The following is a 14,886-nucleotide window of genomic DNA, read 5'->3' as shown; positions in this document are numbered from 1 at the left end:
GGGTGGGCGGGGAGGCGCATGGCGTCCAGATCGACGGTGAGGCGGCTGCTGCTGTCCACGACGCTCCAGCCGCGGCCGAGGAGTTGGTGGTGAGGGAAGCAGCCAGGAAGCTGATACAGCGTCACCGGCGTGTCCGGGGTCGGCAGGTCGTGGGCGGCCCAAACGTCGAGGCGGTCCAGGAGCGTCGCGGTGACGGCAGGCGCATCCCGGGACGGCGGGACGACCAACTGGGCACGCAGCTCGCCAGGCTGAGGCGCGGGATGGAGGGCGGCGAAGCCGAGCAGGCCGCCGTCGGGGCCCGACGCGGTCCACGTGCGGGAGGGCAGGTCCAGCCCGGGGGCGGCCAATATGCCGCGCGCCTCGGCGGGGCCGGACTCGCGGCGGCCGACCGTCGCCTCCTCGTCCCGGCCGAGCAGTTCGGCGAGGGCGTCGACGTCCGCCACGGAAACGGCTCTCCACTCCATTCCCGCACTGTCGCAAGACGAGGCGTTGGCCGCCAGCGGAATTAGGCGGCGCCGTGGCAGTGGGCGACGATGAGGGAGGCCGCCCACGCCTGCTCGTCCTCACCATCAGGGAAGCCGCCTACTGACCGGCGATCTCCACCGAAGTCACCCGCCCGTCACCAGCCTGAGTACCCGGAGCCGACACACACCAGGCCCGTGACGTGCTACTCCACAATGCACACCACTCCATGACTCTGCTTTCACGCTGGCCGCTGTGCGACGGCCCTGTGGTGACTTTCCTGCCTCTTCGAGCTCAGGGTTTGTCGTGAGGATGATCTTGTTTGTTGAGTGCCAAACGCCGATCAATACGCCGCCGATACGTGCCGTCGGTGAGACTGCCGACGACGACCGGATGGAAGCAGAGGGGGCACGGTGCGACTCGAAGGGTGGCACGGGTGGGTCGGCACGTTCACCGGGGTGGTGATCCTCACGGTGGCCGCGTTGCCGTTGGCAGCGCTGGCGGCGTGGATTCTCGCCCGCTGGCGGAGGCTCGCCGGTTCCGGGGCGGCGAGGGCGTGGCGCATGTCGCTCGCCGAGGTCGGCATCGTCTACGGGACAGTGCCGCCGGTCTGGTTGATCCTGCTGCCCGGCGACGAGGACGGGGCGGTTGTGAACCTGGTGCCGTTGCGGGACCTGCTCACGATGGACGCGGGCCAGATCGTCGGCAACCTGCTGGTGTTCGCGGCGTTGGGGTTCCTCGGCCCGCTGCGATTCGCGGCGCTGGCGTCGGTACGGCGGGTTCTCGCGCTCGCGGCGTGCTGCTCGGTCCTGGTCGAGACGGCGCAGTATGTCCTGCAGCTGGACCGGGTGTCGTCCGTGGACGATGTGCTGCTCAACACCGCCGGCGCTGGTCTGGCGGCAGTGGCGTCACGCCGCTGGTGGCGCGCTGGCAGGAGCCCGCTCCCCGCGGGAGGACCGGACCGGGAACGCGGGGAGGTGAGCGGGAGATCCGCATGAAGGTGTGAACGGTCAACCTTCGATGAGCCAGGTCAGCGACGGGTCTTCGTTGAGCTGGCCGATGGGAAGGCTGGCCATGTCCTGGCACGTCGGCCCCGTCACGGGGCTGGTGGCGGTCCCGCGCCGAGGAAGGCCACGATCAGGCGTCCCTGGTCGTCCCCATCAGCGGTTCTCTGCCCAGCCGCACGCAGCGTTGCTGCCCGTCGGGCCAGCGCAGCCGGGCGTCCTGGCCCGGCCGTATGGCGGCAGCGAGTTGTTGCGGCGCACCCCGCAGGAGCCCGCCCCCTTTGCGGAACCTCAGGCGGCATCAGCTCGTCCAGCTCGGCTTCGACGGGGACCTGTTCGGTCCCCCGTTGTAGTACGTGTCAGCAGTCATGCAATTCTTGAATTGCATGACTGCTGGAATGCCTCTTCGAGGCCTGTGATGCTTTTGACGATCAGGAGATGAAACGGTCTTCGATTCAGGTTCTCGGCCGTCTCGCCGCGTACTGCAACGGCACCGCTGCCACTCGCGCTCAACAGGTCTGCCGGTAGGGGACATCCGGAATGTACTTCTGCCAGTCGGCCGGGCTGAGACCGCTGCCTGCGCGGGCGCAGACGGACGCGGCGACCGATGGCGGCGAGATCGGGTAGGCGCGCGGTGGTGTGTGGGTGCCGTCGGCGATGAGGGCCGTCCCAGCGCGGTTGAACGCCAGGGAGACCGTTTCATCGCCCGCCGCGAGCAGCCTTGCGCCGAGGGGACGGGATGTCGCGGCGTCCCACAGCCGGATGATGCCGCCTCCGGCGGCGGCCAGGACGCTGCCGTCCGGTGAATAGGCGAGCGCGGTGACGGGCTGAGGTTTGGCATCCTCCGTAGCTGGGGGCAGAGCGTCGAAGACCCCCAATCGGTGTTGCGCCGAGCGGTCCCAGAGGGTGACCCAGCCTGTGTCGTCACCGGTCGCCACCCGGCCTTGGACGCCGGGGGCCGCGTGAACGGCCGTGACTCTGCTGCCCTCCGGGCCGGAAGGGTCGGGTGCAGGGGGCATCTTCTGAGCCGTGTCCGGTCGCCAGCCGTGATCCAGGGCGTCACCGACGTAGAGGGACCGGATGACGGGCGTCGTCAGGAAGCTGCCCTCCACGTATCGGATCGTCTTGCGCCGCGGGTCGAGCGTCACCGACCGGGCCCGACGACCGTTCAGTGCGTACCGGAAGACCGGTCTGTCGGGGTTGGCGACACGCCATACGGCAAGGGCCCTGTCATCGGCGACGGTCAGGAAGCTGCCGTCCGGGGTGCTGGAGACGGAGGTGGGGGACTGTGCAGGGATGGACGGGGTTTCCCGTCCGGTGCGCAGGTTCCAGACGCGTAGGCGCTTCTGCGTGGCGATGACGAGGTGGTCGGGGTCGTTGTGCAACACCTGGGGCCGGACGAGGTCGTCACGGCGGCCGCACGCGAGGCGGGCGATGGAGGCCAGCGATCCGGTGCTGCTCAATCGGCGCTGTTCGCTGCCGTCCCACACCAGCAGGTCACCGGTCTGCGTGCACGCCGTTGTTCGTTGCGGTGGGACGGGCGTGGAGCGGAGCGTCCGTACGGGGCGCGAGCGGTGCCACACTCTGACGAGCCGGCGGTCCTCGTCCTGGAGGAGGAAGGTGTCCGGGGTGGGGCCGAAGCGCACGGTCCCGTCGGAGAAGGTGAACGGTAATCGGGTCGACGCGCCGGAGGCGGCGTCGCGCACCTCCCAGCCCTTCGCAGCGAGGATCAACAGCCGTTGACCGTCGGGGGACACGTCGAGCAGGTGGTCGTTCAGGCCGGTGTGCAGGGTGCGCACGAGGCGGTGGGTGCTCAGGTCCCACAGTTGCACGCGCCCCGTGCTGCCGGTCACCAGCGTGGTGCCGTCACTCTTGAGGAAGAAGGGATCCAGTGCGTCGTTGGCCGCCTGGCCGGGCTCGGCGAAAGCATCCTGTTCGGGCTGGGTGGAGGCGCCCATCAGGGCGCTCCTGGCCTCGAGTGTGGGGCTGATGCGCCAAGCCGCCACGCTCAGGCGCAGCGCGGTGAGCGGCTCGGCGTAGCGCATGCTGTCCGCGAGTGCGGCCACGCGCCGGGAGGTCGCTTGGGCGAGTCGCTGCTGCCCCGTGTGGTTCCACTGCCAGGCCACCAGGCCGGCGATCATCGCCGCGGCCGCGGCCGCGGACACGCCCACGCGCAGCCGGCGAAGCCGTAGGACGGTTCGTCGGGCGGCGTGTTGCTCCTGTGCGCGGGCGGCGCTGCTGGCGTCGAGGAAGGCGCGCTCGGCCGCGGTCAGCTCGCCGCGTCGCCCGGCGAAGCCTTCCTCGGCCGCGGCCAGCCGGGTGCCGCGAAAGAGAGCGCCGGGGTCGCGGTCGAGATCGTTCCAGGTCCGTGCCGCGTCGGTGAGTTGGCGGTGAAGGCGCAGCCGCTCCCGGGTGTCGTCGATCCATTGCCTCAGTCGTGGCCAGGCGGCGATCAGGGCTTCGTGGGCGATGTCGACCCTGTCCTCGTCCAGTGTGACCAGGCGGGCCCGGGCCAGACGGTCCAATACGGTCGTGGTGTCGGCCGGGTCGCCGAAGTCGAACTCTTCGCGCCGGGCGGGCCGACGGGTGTCAGGAGCACCTTCCCCGGGGGTGATCAGACGCAGCAGAATGCGCCGGGCGAGGAAGGCCTGGGCCGGGGTGAGGCCGGCGTGGACGTCTTCGGCGGTACGGGCGATGGCGCCGTGGATGCCGCCGGCCGCGTCGTAGGCGGCTTCGGTGAGGGCGCGCCCTTTGCGTCTGTGCCAGGTCTCCAGCAGGGCGTGGGAAAGTAGCGGCAGGGCGCCGGGCTCGCCGTCGATCTCGTCCAGGATGCGCGCGGTCAGCGCGCGCTCCACGATGGCGCCCGCCGTCTGCGCGGGTTTGATGACGGCCTCACGCACCTCGTCGCGGCTCATCGGGCCCACCAGCACGGTGGCATCCTGCAGCGCGGCGCTCAGCGAGGCGTGTTCGGCGCAGCGGCCGAGGAAGTCGGCGCGTACGGCGATCACCACGCGCAACCGGCTCCCCGGTTCCGTCGCGGCCAGCAGGCGGTCGATGAACTGCTCACGTTCCGGCCGGTCGGTGCAGAGTGTGAAGAGCTCTTCGAACTGGTCGACGATCAACCATGTGTCGCCGTCGGCGTCCGCCGGGGTCAGATACTCGGCGTGCGTACGCAGAGGCTGATCGCCGGGAGCGAGGATCCGTAGTGCGGCAGGCGGGGGACCGTCGTGGTCCGGGTCGCGGAGGCGAGCGATGAGTCCGGCGCGCAGCACTGAGGACTTACCACTGCCCGACGGCCCGAACACCGCGGTGAAACGGCGCGAGCCGGCCAGCTCCAGCAGCCGGTCGGTGAGCTGGTCGCGACCGAAGAAGAGGCCGGCGTCAGCGGGTTCGAAGCGGGCCAGTCCCCGATAGGGCGGCTCGGCGTTCTCCTCCCTGGTGTGCGGCTCTGCCGCCGACTCCGCGGCCACCTCACGCCAGCGCTCCTCCCACTCGCCGGCATCGCCGCCGCACGCGGCCACGTACGCCAGGGCAACCGACAGCGTCGGCAGCCGATCACCGGCGGCCGCTTGCGACAGCGTGCTCGCTCCCTGCCCTGTGCGCCGCGCCATCACCCGATAGGTCGGACTCCCGGCCTCCGCCCGGAGTTTGCGCAACTCGGCCGCGAACCGCGCCACCGGTCCCGCAGTCGGATCCAGCGGGCTTTCAGGACGTCCTGCCATCGACGGCTCACCCCCTGTCGGCCGTATTCCCCCGTGGACACGGCGCGATCGTCCGGACGCTACGCACGCTCGGACAGAAGGGCAAACGACAGGTGCCTTCTTCGGTCAAGGTCTCTCCTGCCGCGTCTACGAACAGGACTTCAGCCTTTGATCAGGGTGGCGGAACAGACTGCCCATTCAATGCGCAAGCAGTTGAACTCGATACACAGAACCACCAAGCCACCGGCACGGCCTCCCGTCCGGCCCGTCGGCACCGCTGACTTGGTCTGGGGAACTGGCCGGCACGAGGGGACCGGCCAGCTCCCCAGACCATGAACGGGCATCCACGTGGACGTCACGCGAGAAGCACGCGAGCACCCTCACCGACTTGGGAGGAACGAGCCACATGAACCCGAGCAGGCACCCCGGCGCGATGTCGGATTTCGAGGAGTACGTCCGTACGCGGCACGAGGCGCTGCTGCGCTCGGCTCGTCGCCTTGTCGGCGATCCGCTCGCCGCGCAAGACCTCCTGCAGACCGCGCTGTTGGGCGCCTACCACCGCTGGGACCACATAGCGGACAAGCAGCTCGCGGACGCCTACCTGCGGCGTGTCATGATCAATACCCGTACCCAGTGGTGGCGGGCCAAGAAACTGGAAGAACTCCCCATCGAACGCCTGCCGGACGTATCCATCGAGGATTCCACCGAGCAGCACGCCGACCGCGCCCTGCTGATCGACATCATGAAGACGCTGACGCCGCAACAGCGCAACGTCGTGGTGCTACGACACTGGGAGCAGATGTCTAACGACGAGACGGCCACCGCCCTCGGTATTGCGGCCGGAACCGTCAAGAGCACACTGCACCGAGCGCTCACCCGGCTCCGCCAGGAGCTCCAGCACCGCGACCCCGACTTGGCTTCGACACCTGCAACCTGCAGTGTGAGTCCACCTGTCGGCCGCCCGGCGCGATGATGCGCCGAACGCGCCGCGTTGCCGCTGCGCCGCAACCCCGTGAACGCCCGCAGCATCGACCGGCCCTCACCGCCGTCATCGCCGCGGCGGTAGTAGAGCAGGGCGTCGGGAATGACGGCCTCACCGTTGCCCAGCGGGTGGTAGACCTCCGGGATGAAGTCCAGCGGCTGGCATACCTCCCCGCGCCGACGCGGGCCCTGAAGGAACGCCGGTGCGGTCTCCGTCACCGTCAGCGTGTGCCCCACCCGTAGCCGCCCGGCAATCCGGTCCGAGACCAGCCGCGGCGGCCGCCACTGCCTCAGCTCCGGCCACTCCGACGCGACCTCGAACCCGTACTGGGTGGCGAACCTCACCCTCGTGCGCCCGGCGCGCGGCAGGGTGATGCGGTCGACCGGGCCCTCCTCCCGCAGCTTCGCCAGCCGACGCCGCGTCTGCTCGTTCCGCACCCCCGGCGCGATGACCAGATGCATCTGATCGGTGGTGGCCATCCGGTGCTGCGCCAGGACCGCCAGCGCCAGCCGGTCCGCCCCGCCCGTATCCACATTCACCATCGCCCGTGCCCTCCGTACAGTGCGGCACCGTCCTTCCGGCGCCTCGCGTACCACCCAGGCCAGCAGCCAGCCCCGACCAAGATCCCGACCACCAAGGCCCGACCAGCGTCACGAAGCGATAACCCCGTCCCCGACCACGCCCGCATCCCATCCGAATGTCCCCCCGGTATCCCCTGCCCGCAACTGACTGCGCCTTTCTGGCAGGTGACGACGTATCCGCTGGTCATCATGCCTTTCCGGCGTGGCCGCCAGCCCGACATCCCTCTCTGCACACCTCCACGCCCTTCCCAGACAAGAAGAAAGGAAGGGAAGGGCGGGTGGGACGGACCGGTGCGCCTCGGGGGATTGGGGCGCGTCTGCTTCTGTTGCGCGTCGGCGGGGTCTCCGCGCTCGAGCGCCGGAGAAGGAGGCGGCGCGGCAACAGCAGCTCACCTACACGCGGGCCGGATCGGGCAGCCCCAAATGGCGCAAACCCCTTATGGTGAACCCTCCCCTATGTCATGGTTGGGGTCAGGTTCTTCGGGGGGAGACGGGGATGGAGTATTTCGTCGCGCTCGTCGCGAAAGCGATCATCGGTGGCATCGCGAAAAGTGCGACGGATCTGGCCATCAAACAGGTGAGAGCACGATGGCTGGATCCAGGGCAGAGACCTCCGCCGCGTACGTCGGACCTGGTGCGGCAGGAGACGCTCCGAGTCCCAGTGGGCCCGGCCGGCGGGACGTACGGTCCCCGACCTGCCGCGTTCACCGGAAAGAGGCCGTCCAAAATCTTGGTGTATCCGACGGTTTGGAGCGATGCCGGGATCGGATCGAAGGCACCTGGGCTCGTTCACGACGCACTGACCGAAGTTCCCGGCCTCGCCGAATACGCCGTGATCTCCACGGCATTGGGAGGCTTTGAGGCCGCCTCGGCCCGGCTCGGGGATCGCCCCGCGATCGTCGTACGGTTCGAGGCCAATGAGGGATACCTCGATGCTTTCGCCTACCTGCACGCCTTGTTCCCGACCACCGACAACGCGCGCGCCTTCGAAGTGAAGGTGGCTCGGTTCGGCTGGGGGCCGCACGCAAGCCGCCCCTACCAGGGTTCGTTTCCCACCTGGCAGTACGTCAACCTCGCCGAACTCGAGTACCCAGACGATCAGATCGTCGCGGCCGTCGTTGCCTGGTTCATCGTCAACTGTGTACAGCTGTACTGGCAGTTCAACGGGGACCCCGCCGTGGATCTGCTCGCGAAGTTCGGACCTGGAACCGGGACTGGCACGGAACCGGCGCGGCCGCAGCTGACCACCGACGCCGCGTCGGACCGCCGCAGCCGGATTCAATCAGAATTCGCGGAACTCAGACGCCATGGCTTCGATGTGCAGAAGTGGGAGTCCGGCTTTGCCGCTGTCCAGCTGGTCGCTACTCGCGGTGATCTCGAAATCGGTTTCATGCTCGACCGCAACTACCCCGACAGCGCACCGCTGGTGGTGTTCGAAAAATTGGGTGAACGGGCACACTTGACGATCGACGCGGCAAGCTGGTCAGCCGACTGCCGCCTCCTCCAGATCGCGGAAGGGTTGGCATGACAGGCAACCGCTTGGTGCGAATCTACGAATCCGAACTAGATGTGATCTTTGACGAGACGCAGGGCTACTCCGACATCGAAACCGGCGGCAGCCTATTCGGCCTGTTCAGCCACGGTGGCGACCCAACGGTGCATTTGGCCACCCGGCCAACTGAACGCGCGGTGCGCAAGCTCCACTCACTGGAACTCGACCCTCAGGTGACCTTCGAGATGGAGACGATCCTCTGGGAGCGCTTCGGAACCCAGTGTCTGGGAATGTGGCATTCACACCATTCGATCGGACTGTACGAACCAAGTTCGGGTGACCGTGAGCGGACCCGTCGGTACGGACAGAAGTTCCAGCGCCCCCGATACGTTGAGATCATCGCGAATTTCACCGGCGAAGCACGCACGAAGGTCCTGCGCAAGCCTGCTCCGAAGGTTCTGCTCACCCCGTACTTCTACCTGGACAGCAGGATTCTGTCCCGCTCGGATACCGAATTCCACGTGCTGCCCGGGGAAAGCCCTTTACGGCATGCGGTCAAGGACATCGTCCGCAACAGCGATCTGCACGAGACGCTACGTCCCGCACCACAGACGCCACGCGGCGTGTGTCGGCTGGGCAGCTCCGCCAAGTCGGAGACACGGTGGCCGAGATCACCGGGAGCGTCTGACCGGCCCTCCGGCGAGAGCGCGCTGATCTCGGGCGAGTACCTACCGATCCCGGACCTCGTCGCTTACCTAAACGATTGGGTCCAGCCACTGCTCGGTGAGCTGTCACGGGACTACACCATCGAGGCCACACCCCTAGCCGAGGAGCGAGGATTCAAGGTGGCCATCAGCCGACCCCGACACCACGCCCGGATCTCCCTTCTGCTGGCCTGGGACGGCAGTGCGCCAGTCGTCTTCTCCTGCACGGTCTATCCAGGATCCGGGCGGGACCAGGCGGTGCCGTGGGCCCCTAACACGCCGGACGAGAAATACATGCTGCGGGTACCACTGGACTGGGGCATCAAACAGATCGACCGGCTGCCATAACGATACGGTGGTAGTGATCGAGCTGACGAAAGACGAGGCGTGAGATGAATTGGGAGCCGTATCAAATGTACGGGATGGCGCAGGAAAGATCTTTTCTGCGCAGCGAGTTCAGTTCGTTTGATCTCTACGACACGGCAGTACGCGGACGGACCTATGCGCATGGGTCGTGGATAAGCAACACGAACAGGCACTACACGCTGCGGGTCTACTTTCCGTCCGGATATCCGGATGAATGTCCGAGCACCTACATCACGTGGCCGAGCCCGCTGTTGGGCTGGCGTGGACTGCGAAGCATCGAGTCGTACGGCACTAATTCCTCCATGCATGTCTGGCAGACCGACCGCCCGGGCTGGACGAAGGTGTGCACATTTCGACCCGAGTCCTGGAGTTCCCACGTGTCGGTCAACAAAGTCGTCCGGAAAGGCACGCTGTGGATCGCCGCCTATGAGTGCCACCTCGATGACGGAAGCCCTATCAGCAACTTCCTCGTAGAAGGCTGATGCGCCGAGTTCGAGCGCAGGAAGAATTGAGGAATTCGTGGCCAGTGACAAGCACAGTGACATTCGGGCCTTTTTGGAGCAGGCGGCCTCGGGGCGTATGCCAGCGGGCAAGAAGATGGTGATGAACCCCGTGACAGGCAAGTGGGAAGTGCGCAGCGGCAACGAGCGCCCCGGCGACCGGGTGGCCCAGGTGGACGCCGAAGACATGAAAGCCTTCTCGTGAACGGGCTGCCTTCCCTTCCCAGGCAGTTGGTGCTGGGAGCAGGGGCGTACGACTCCCTCGTGGCCGCCGCATCCGAGGCCCGGCTACGGCTCGGCATGCGCCTTATGGACCAGGGTGACGTCGGATACGTGGACGGTGCCGCCGGCATGGACGTGCTGGTGCTCCCCGAACCTCCCGCCATCGATTGGGTCCTCGACGAGCCCGGCCCGGCGATCGTGTGTTGGGCCGAGGGTGACGGCGTCCGTGCGCACCACTCGACTCGGCTGGGCGAAGGGCTGGGTGAACGACTCGGTGCCAGCGTGGTCCCATCCCGTTCCGTCGCATCCGACCGTGTCGGCGCCATCATTGGCGCCGACGCGCTTCAGGACACGTGCGTAGCCGTGCTCGGACTGGGCTCTGGGGGAAGCTTCATCGTTCGGGAGCTGGCGCGGGCGGGGGTCGGTAGGTTCGTGCTGCTCGACGACGATCGCCTTGAGGTCGGCAACGTCTCTCGACACGAGTGCGGCCTGAACGACGTCGGTCGGCTGAAGGTCAACGCCATGCGCGACCTGGTCCATCGGCACAACCCGGGCGCTCGGGTTGTGACCAGTACCACGCGGATCTCCGGGGACACCCGAAGCGAGGTGAGAGACCTGCTCCTCGGCGAGCGAGCGGAGCTGGTCATCTGCGCCACGGACACCAGGGAAAGCCGCCTGCTGATCAACCGGCTCTGCCTACAGGGCAAGCATCCGATGATCATCGGCGGCGTCTACCGACGGGCATACGGCGGCATCGTGCAGCGGGTGATCCCCGGACTTACCCCGTGTTACCAGTGCTTCGTCCAGGCGCTCCCCCAGGAAGCCGCCGACAATGAGATCAGCAGTGTCCGGGACGCCTCCCGCACCTCCTACACCGACCGCGAGGTGACACCCCAGCCTGGCCTCTCCAGCGACATCGTGCCGATCGCCCTACTCATGGTCAAACTCGCCCTGCTGGAACTGCTCGACGGCCGATCGGACGCGTTCCGGACGCTGAGTGCCGACCTCGTCGCACCGATCTACCAATGGATCAATCGTCGAGAACTCGCCCACGCGTCATGGGACCCCATGGGAGTGAACGTGGACAGCCAAAGCGTGCTCCGTTGGTACGGCGTCCTACTCGAACGCAGCACCAACTGCGCCCACTGCAGCACCGGGGCAAACCCCTACGTAGGTGCTTCTTGACCCCTGGCGATCTGCAGTATCCCGCAGCGAGCACACCCCGGCCATCGCCCGTGCCGGCCGCCCTGACGCCACGCGGCCGCCATCTGCGGCAGCAGATCCAGCGTCGGAACCAACACCAGTACCCTGCGCGCGGACAGACGGTTCGTCACCTCCACACCGATCAGAGTCTTCCCGGACCCGGTGGCGGCGATGACCTGAGCCCTCAACCCCTCAGGAGGAATTCCCATCCCCGGCTGCTCCGAGAGACTCCGAAGCAGTGAGCTCTTTCAGCGTGGCCACCGATCGGGTGAAGGCGTCGGGGTCCGCAACGCCCGAGGCTCCCGCGCCGTTGAGGGAGGTGTTCGAGTCTCAACTCGCTGGCACAGGAGATGCCTCGTTGGTTCCCTATCCTGCCCGTGAGCACTCGACCTGCCTCACGCCTTGGTCGAGTGTTCGCCGACCAGGCGCGCATGCGCCAGGACCTCGGTCTCCTGCGGTCCGGCGACGAGATAGCCGTCGACCTGCGCACCCTGACTGTCCGGCGCCTCGACCTGGTCAACGACCGGACTCGTCAGACCAACCGGCTGCGGGCTCGCTGCTGGAATTCTTCCCCGCATTGGAGCGGGTGCTGAACCTGAGCAAGAAGGGTCCGGTCATGCTGCTGACCGGCTACCAGACGTCGGCCGCAATCCGCCGCAGCGGGGCCAGGCGGATCGGAACTTGGCTCAAGAACCGCAAGGTGAAGAACGCGGCGGCGCTCGCCGAAACAGCCGTCGAGGCGGCCAAGTTCCAGCACACCGCACTGCCGGGCCAGACCCTCGCGGCCGCCATGGTCGCCCGCATTGCCAAGGGTGTGCTGGTTCTCGACGAGGAGATCGCCGAACTCGACGCGCTCATCGAGGCCCGGTTCAACGAGCACCGGCACGCGACGGTGATCCGGAGCCTGCCCGGCATGGGCACCCTCCTCGGTGCCGAGTGCATCGCCGCCACCGGCGGCGACCTGGAGGCGTTCGGCACGGCCGATCGTCTGGCGTCCTTCGCTGGCCTCTCACCAGAACCAACTCGCCTTCGTGGCGGCCGCCACGGCTACGGACGCTCCACGGTCTCATCGTCGTCGAGCCCCTCCAGACCGGCCTGCCGCTGCTGAGCCCGGCCACATCCACGCCGGCGAGACAGCCGTCGAGCAGGTGCGGGCGGTATGGATCCCCGTCAACTTGTGTCTGAGGATGCGGACCAGCGCGGGTAGGTCGGCCACCACGCAGTTCGCCATGGCCCGCCGCAGCAGCGACCACACCCCCTCCACCGGGTTCAACACCGGCGCACGAGCCGGCAGCTGGAACACCCGGCGCCACGCACTGTTCGCCTCGGCGAAGTCCGCCGGCTCCTCCGTCAGACGCCGGCTCAGGTTGTCCCGGCACCACACCAGCGGGGCCTCCAGCTGCCGGTGAACGGTAATGATCAGGTCACAGTAGTCGCGCCCGGCGAAGGTCTTCGGCTCGCCCGCGCGGCCGTGGTACACGTGCAGCCGGTACACCAGGCGCGCACGGTGGCCAGGACGGAAGCAGACCCCGCCCGCGACGTTGACCACGCCCTGGTCCCGGCCGCGTCCCGTCCTCGTGGTGTCCGGCATTCCGAACAGGCCCACTGCTCTCTGGCGGTACGGCGCTTCAGGTCCTTGATCCCCCGGCGCCTCGCTCTCCGGGTACAGCGTGATCATCGGCGTCGGTCGGACCTCGGGCGTCGCCCCGCAAAGGGGCCGTGGCCCTGGGCCCTGCGCCCCCGGTGGCCGCGTCATTCCTGCGTAACGCGGCGATCGTCTGGCCGAAACTAATTTCCACATAATCACCGTGTACGGAATGCCAGAAATATTGTGGCTACTTTCCCATGCACCACTTCACCTGGCTTGGGGGGTCAATGGCTGACAGTACGCCCATAAGTCCGCAAAATACGACAGTAATCATCGGCCCGGTCACCGCGAAGCCCTACGCATGGCCGTACGACACATCTGTGCCCGCCGACCGTGTCGCCGTGCTCTGCATCGACTGGCAGACGGACTTCTGCGGACCCGGCGGTTACGTGGACACCATGGGATACGACATCTCGCTGACCCGGGCCGGGCTCCCGGCGACGCAGAAGCTGCTCGCGCACGCCCGCAGCACCGGCATGCTCGTGGTCCACACCCGTGAGGGGCACGCCTCCGATCTGGCGGACCTGCCGGCGAACAAGCGCTGGCGGTCCGCGCAGATCGGCGCCGAGATCGGCGGCGCCGGACCGTGCGGCCGCATTCTGGTGCGGGGAGAACCCGGCTGGGAGATCGTGCCCGAAGTGGCCCCGCTTCCCGGTGAGGTGATCGTGGACAAGCCGGGCAAGGGAGCGTTCTACGCCACCAACCTCGACCTCGTACTGCGCACTCGGGGCATCACCCATCTGGTGCTCACCGGCATCACCACGGACGTGTGCGTCCACACCACCATGCGCGAGGCCAACGACCGCGGCTACGAATGTCTGATCCTCTCCGACTGCACCGGCGCGACGGACCCTTCGAACCATGAAGCCGCGCTGCACATGGTGACCATGCAGGGCGGCGTCTTCGGATGCGTCTCCACCGCCGACGACCTGATCACTGCCACGACTTGGGCCACCTCCTGAGCTGACCCACCGGACGGGCCCCTGCACCGCTCAAACAGTCCTGCACATCCGGGCGCATGGTCCGAATCCGGCCGAGCCGACCGCGTCGACTCCCCTTCCCATCGACGAAAGCAGGAACCGCCATGGCAGTTGCGGAATCGCTCAGTGTCGAGGCCGTCCCGTACGCGTTCTCCTTCGACCTCGCCGAGACGGCACTCGTTCTCATCGACATGCAGCGGGACTTCCTCGAACCCGGCGGATTCGGCGAGAGCCTGGGCAATGACGTGGAACAACTGCGGAAAACCATCGCTCCGCTGCGGGCCGTACTCGACGCTTGCCGGGCCGCGGGCATGGCGGTCATGCACACCCGCGAGGGACACCTGCCGGACCTGTCCGACTGTCCCCCCAGCAAGCTGCTGCGAGGAAACCCCAGCATGCGCATCGGCGACCCGGGCCCCAAGGGCCGGATACTGGTCCGCGGTGAGGAGGGCCACGACATCATCGAGGAGCTCTACCCGGTGGCGGGTGAGCCGGTGATCGACAAGCCGGGCAAAGGCGCCTTCTACGCCACCGACTTCGGTGAACTGCTCAACGCCCGCGGCATCCGCCGTCTCGTCGTCACCGGCGTCACCACCGAAGTGTGTGTGCACACGACGGTCCGCGAAGCCAACGACCGTGGATACGAGTGCCTGGTCCTGTCCGACTGCGTCGGCAGTTACTTCCCCCAGTTCCAGCAGGCGGGCTTGGAGATGGTGGCCGCTCAGGGCGGCATCTTCGGCTGGACCGCGGAGTCGGCCGCGTTCCTGGCGGCACTGGCCACCGTGGCGCCCGTCGGCCCCGACGCTCCGGAAACCGCCCGCGAACCGGCGCAACAGCCACGCTGACAGGGCCACCAGCGCCCGGCCGCCGCGCCCCGGCCTCCCCGACCGCACCGGGCCCGACCGCACCGCCACCTCGACGGTGCCCACTGTCCATCAGTGTCCCGTTATCAGGCGTACCCCGCGCCGGAATCCACCGCTCCACCCGACGAAGGGTGATCCCACCATGCTGTCACTCCGTCGCACCGCCCCCGCCGAGACC

At 67.8% G+C, this 14,886-nt stretch carries 12 protein-coding genes and 3 pseudogenes; 10 read left to right on the top strand and 5 right to left on the bottom strand.

Features of this window, described 5'->3' with window-relative positions; all coding sequences use genetic code 11:
- Positions 1 to 464 (bottom strand): annotated as a pseudogene (locus GRC12_RS31240) (GNAT family N-acetyltransferase); the annotation flags it as partial.
- 411 nt (positions 465 to 875) lie between these two features.
- Between GRC12_RS31240 and GRC12_RS31235 the strand changes: the two are divergent.
- Positions 876 to 1,460, top strand: a complete 585-nt coding sequence (locus tag GRC12_RS31235) for a VanZ family protein (RefSeq protein ID WP_208782902.1) — start codon at positions 876 to 878, stop codon at positions 1,458 to 1,460.
- A 515-nt stretch (positions 1,461 to 1,975) separates the two neighbouring features.
- Here the strand turns inward: GRC12_RS31235 and GRC12_RS31230 are convergent.
- Complete coding sequence (locus tag GRC12_RS31230) at positions 1,976 to 5,188, bottom strand: nSTAND1 domain-containing NTPase (protein WP_208782901.1); 3,213 nt, start codon at positions 5,186 to 5,188, stop codon at positions 1,976 to 1,978.
- Positions 5,189 to 5,573: 385 nt separating this feature from the next.
- Here GRC12_RS31230 and GRC12_RS31225 point away from each other — a divergent pair, with 385 nt between their 5' ends.
- On the top strand, positions 5,574 to 6,140 hold the full coding sequence (locus GRC12_RS31225) for a SigE family RNA polymerase sigma factor (RefSeq protein WP_208782900.1): 567 nt from the start codon (positions 5,574 to 5,576) through the stop codon (positions 6,138 to 6,140).
- A 92-nt stretch (positions 6,141 to 6,232) separates the two neighbouring features.
- On the opposite strand, the pseudogene GRC12_RS45900 reads toward GRC12_RS31225, so the two are convergent.
- Positions 6,233 to 6,691 (bottom strand): annotated as a pseudogene (locus GRC12_RS45900) (replication-relaxation family protein); the annotation flags it as partial.
- A gap of 535 nt (positions 6,692 to 7,226) precedes the next feature.
- Between GRC12_RS45900 and GRC12_RS31215 the strand changes: the two are divergent.
- The 5 genes from GRC12_RS31215 (at position 7,227) to GRC12_RS31195 (ending at position 11,199) form a co-directional block, all read left to right on the top strand.
- Positions 7,227 to 8,258 carry a hypothetical protein gene (locus GRC12_RS31215; RefSeq protein WP_208782899.1) on the top strand — a complete coding sequence of 344 codons (1,032 nt, stop codon included), beginning with the start codon at positions 7,227 to 7,229 and terminating at the stop codon, positions 8,256 to 8,258.
- Positions 8,255 to 9,274 (top strand): hypothetical protein, encoded by a 1,020-nt coding sequence (locus GRC12_RS31210; protein WP_208782898.1) that lies wholly within the window; start codon positions 8,255 to 8,257, stop codon positions 9,272 to 9,274. The genes GRC12_RS31215 and GRC12_RS31210 overlap by 4 nt, the downstream gene beginning before the upstream one ends.
- A 74-nt stretch (positions 9,275 to 9,348) precedes the next feature.
- The gene (locus GRC12_RS31205; protein WP_208782897.1) at positions 9,349 to 9,774 is read left to right on the top strand and encodes a hypothetical protein; all 426 of its coding nucleotides are present in this window, start codon (positions 9,349 to 9,351) and stop codon (positions 9,772 to 9,774) included.
- Positions 9,775 to 9,811: 37 nt separating this feature from the next.
- Positions 9,812 to 9,997, top strand: a complete 186-nt coding sequence (locus GRC12_RS31200; RefSeq protein ID WP_208782896.1) for a hypothetical protein — start codon at positions 9,812 to 9,814, stop codon at positions 9,995 to 9,997.
- A 59-nt stretch (positions 9,998 to 10,056) separates the two neighbouring features.
- Entirely contained in the window at positions 10,057 to 11,199 is a 1,143-nt protein-coding gene (locus GRC12_RS31195; RefSeq protein ID WP_208782895.1) for a HesA/MoeB/ThiF family protein, read from the top strand.
- Here the strand turns inward: GRC12_RS31195 and GRC12_RS31190 are convergent.
- Complete coding sequence (locus GRC12_RS31190) at positions 11,181 to 11,426, bottom strand: DEAD/DEAH box helicase family protein (RefSeq protein ID WP_308286677.1); 246 nt, start codon at positions 11,424 to 11,426, stop codon at positions 11,181 to 11,183. The genes GRC12_RS31195 and GRC12_RS31190 overlap by 19 nt on opposite strands.
- 201 nt (positions 11,427 to 11,627) lie before the next feature.
- Between GRC12_RS31190 and GRC12_RS31185 the strand changes: the two are divergent.
- A pseudogene (locus tag GRC12_RS31185) lies at positions 11,628 to 12,238 on the top strand (IS110 family transposase); the annotation flags it as partial.
- A gap of 45 nt (positions 12,239 to 12,283) precedes the next feature.
- Here the strand turns inward: GRC12_RS31185 and GRC12_RS31180 are convergent.
- Positions 12,284 to 12,766, bottom strand: a complete 483-nt coding sequence (locus tag GRC12_RS31180) for a DDE endonuclease (RefSeq protein WP_208782894.1) — start codon at positions 12,764 to 12,766, stop codon at positions 12,284 to 12,286.
- Positions 12,767 to 13,092: 326 nt separating this feature from the next.
- On the opposite strand from GRC12_RS31180, the gene biuH reads away from it, so the two are divergent.
- Together biuH and GRC12_RS31170 are read left to right on the top strand one after the other, a co-directional pair.
- On the top strand, positions 13,093 to 13,827 hold the full coding sequence (gene biuH / locus GRC12_RS31175) for a biuret amidohydrolase (RefSeq protein WP_208782893.1): 735 nt from the start codon (positions 13,093 to 13,095) through the stop codon (positions 13,825 to 13,827).
- Between the two features lie 122 nt (positions 13,828 to 13,949).
- On the top strand, positions 13,950 to 14,690 hold the full coding sequence (locus GRC12_RS31170) for a cysteine hydrolase family protein (protein WP_208782892.1): 741 nt from the start codon (positions 13,950 to 13,952) through the stop codon (positions 14,688 to 14,690).
- Positions 14,691 to 14,886: the final 196 nt, after the last annotated feature.

The organism is Streptomyces griseorubiginosus, assembly GCF_017614965.1.
GTDB lineage: Bacteria > Actinomycetota > Actinomycetes > Streptomycetales > Streptomycetaceae > Streptomyces > Streptomyces griseorubiginosus_B.
This window is presented reverse-complemented; position numbering and strand designations above follow the sequence as displayed.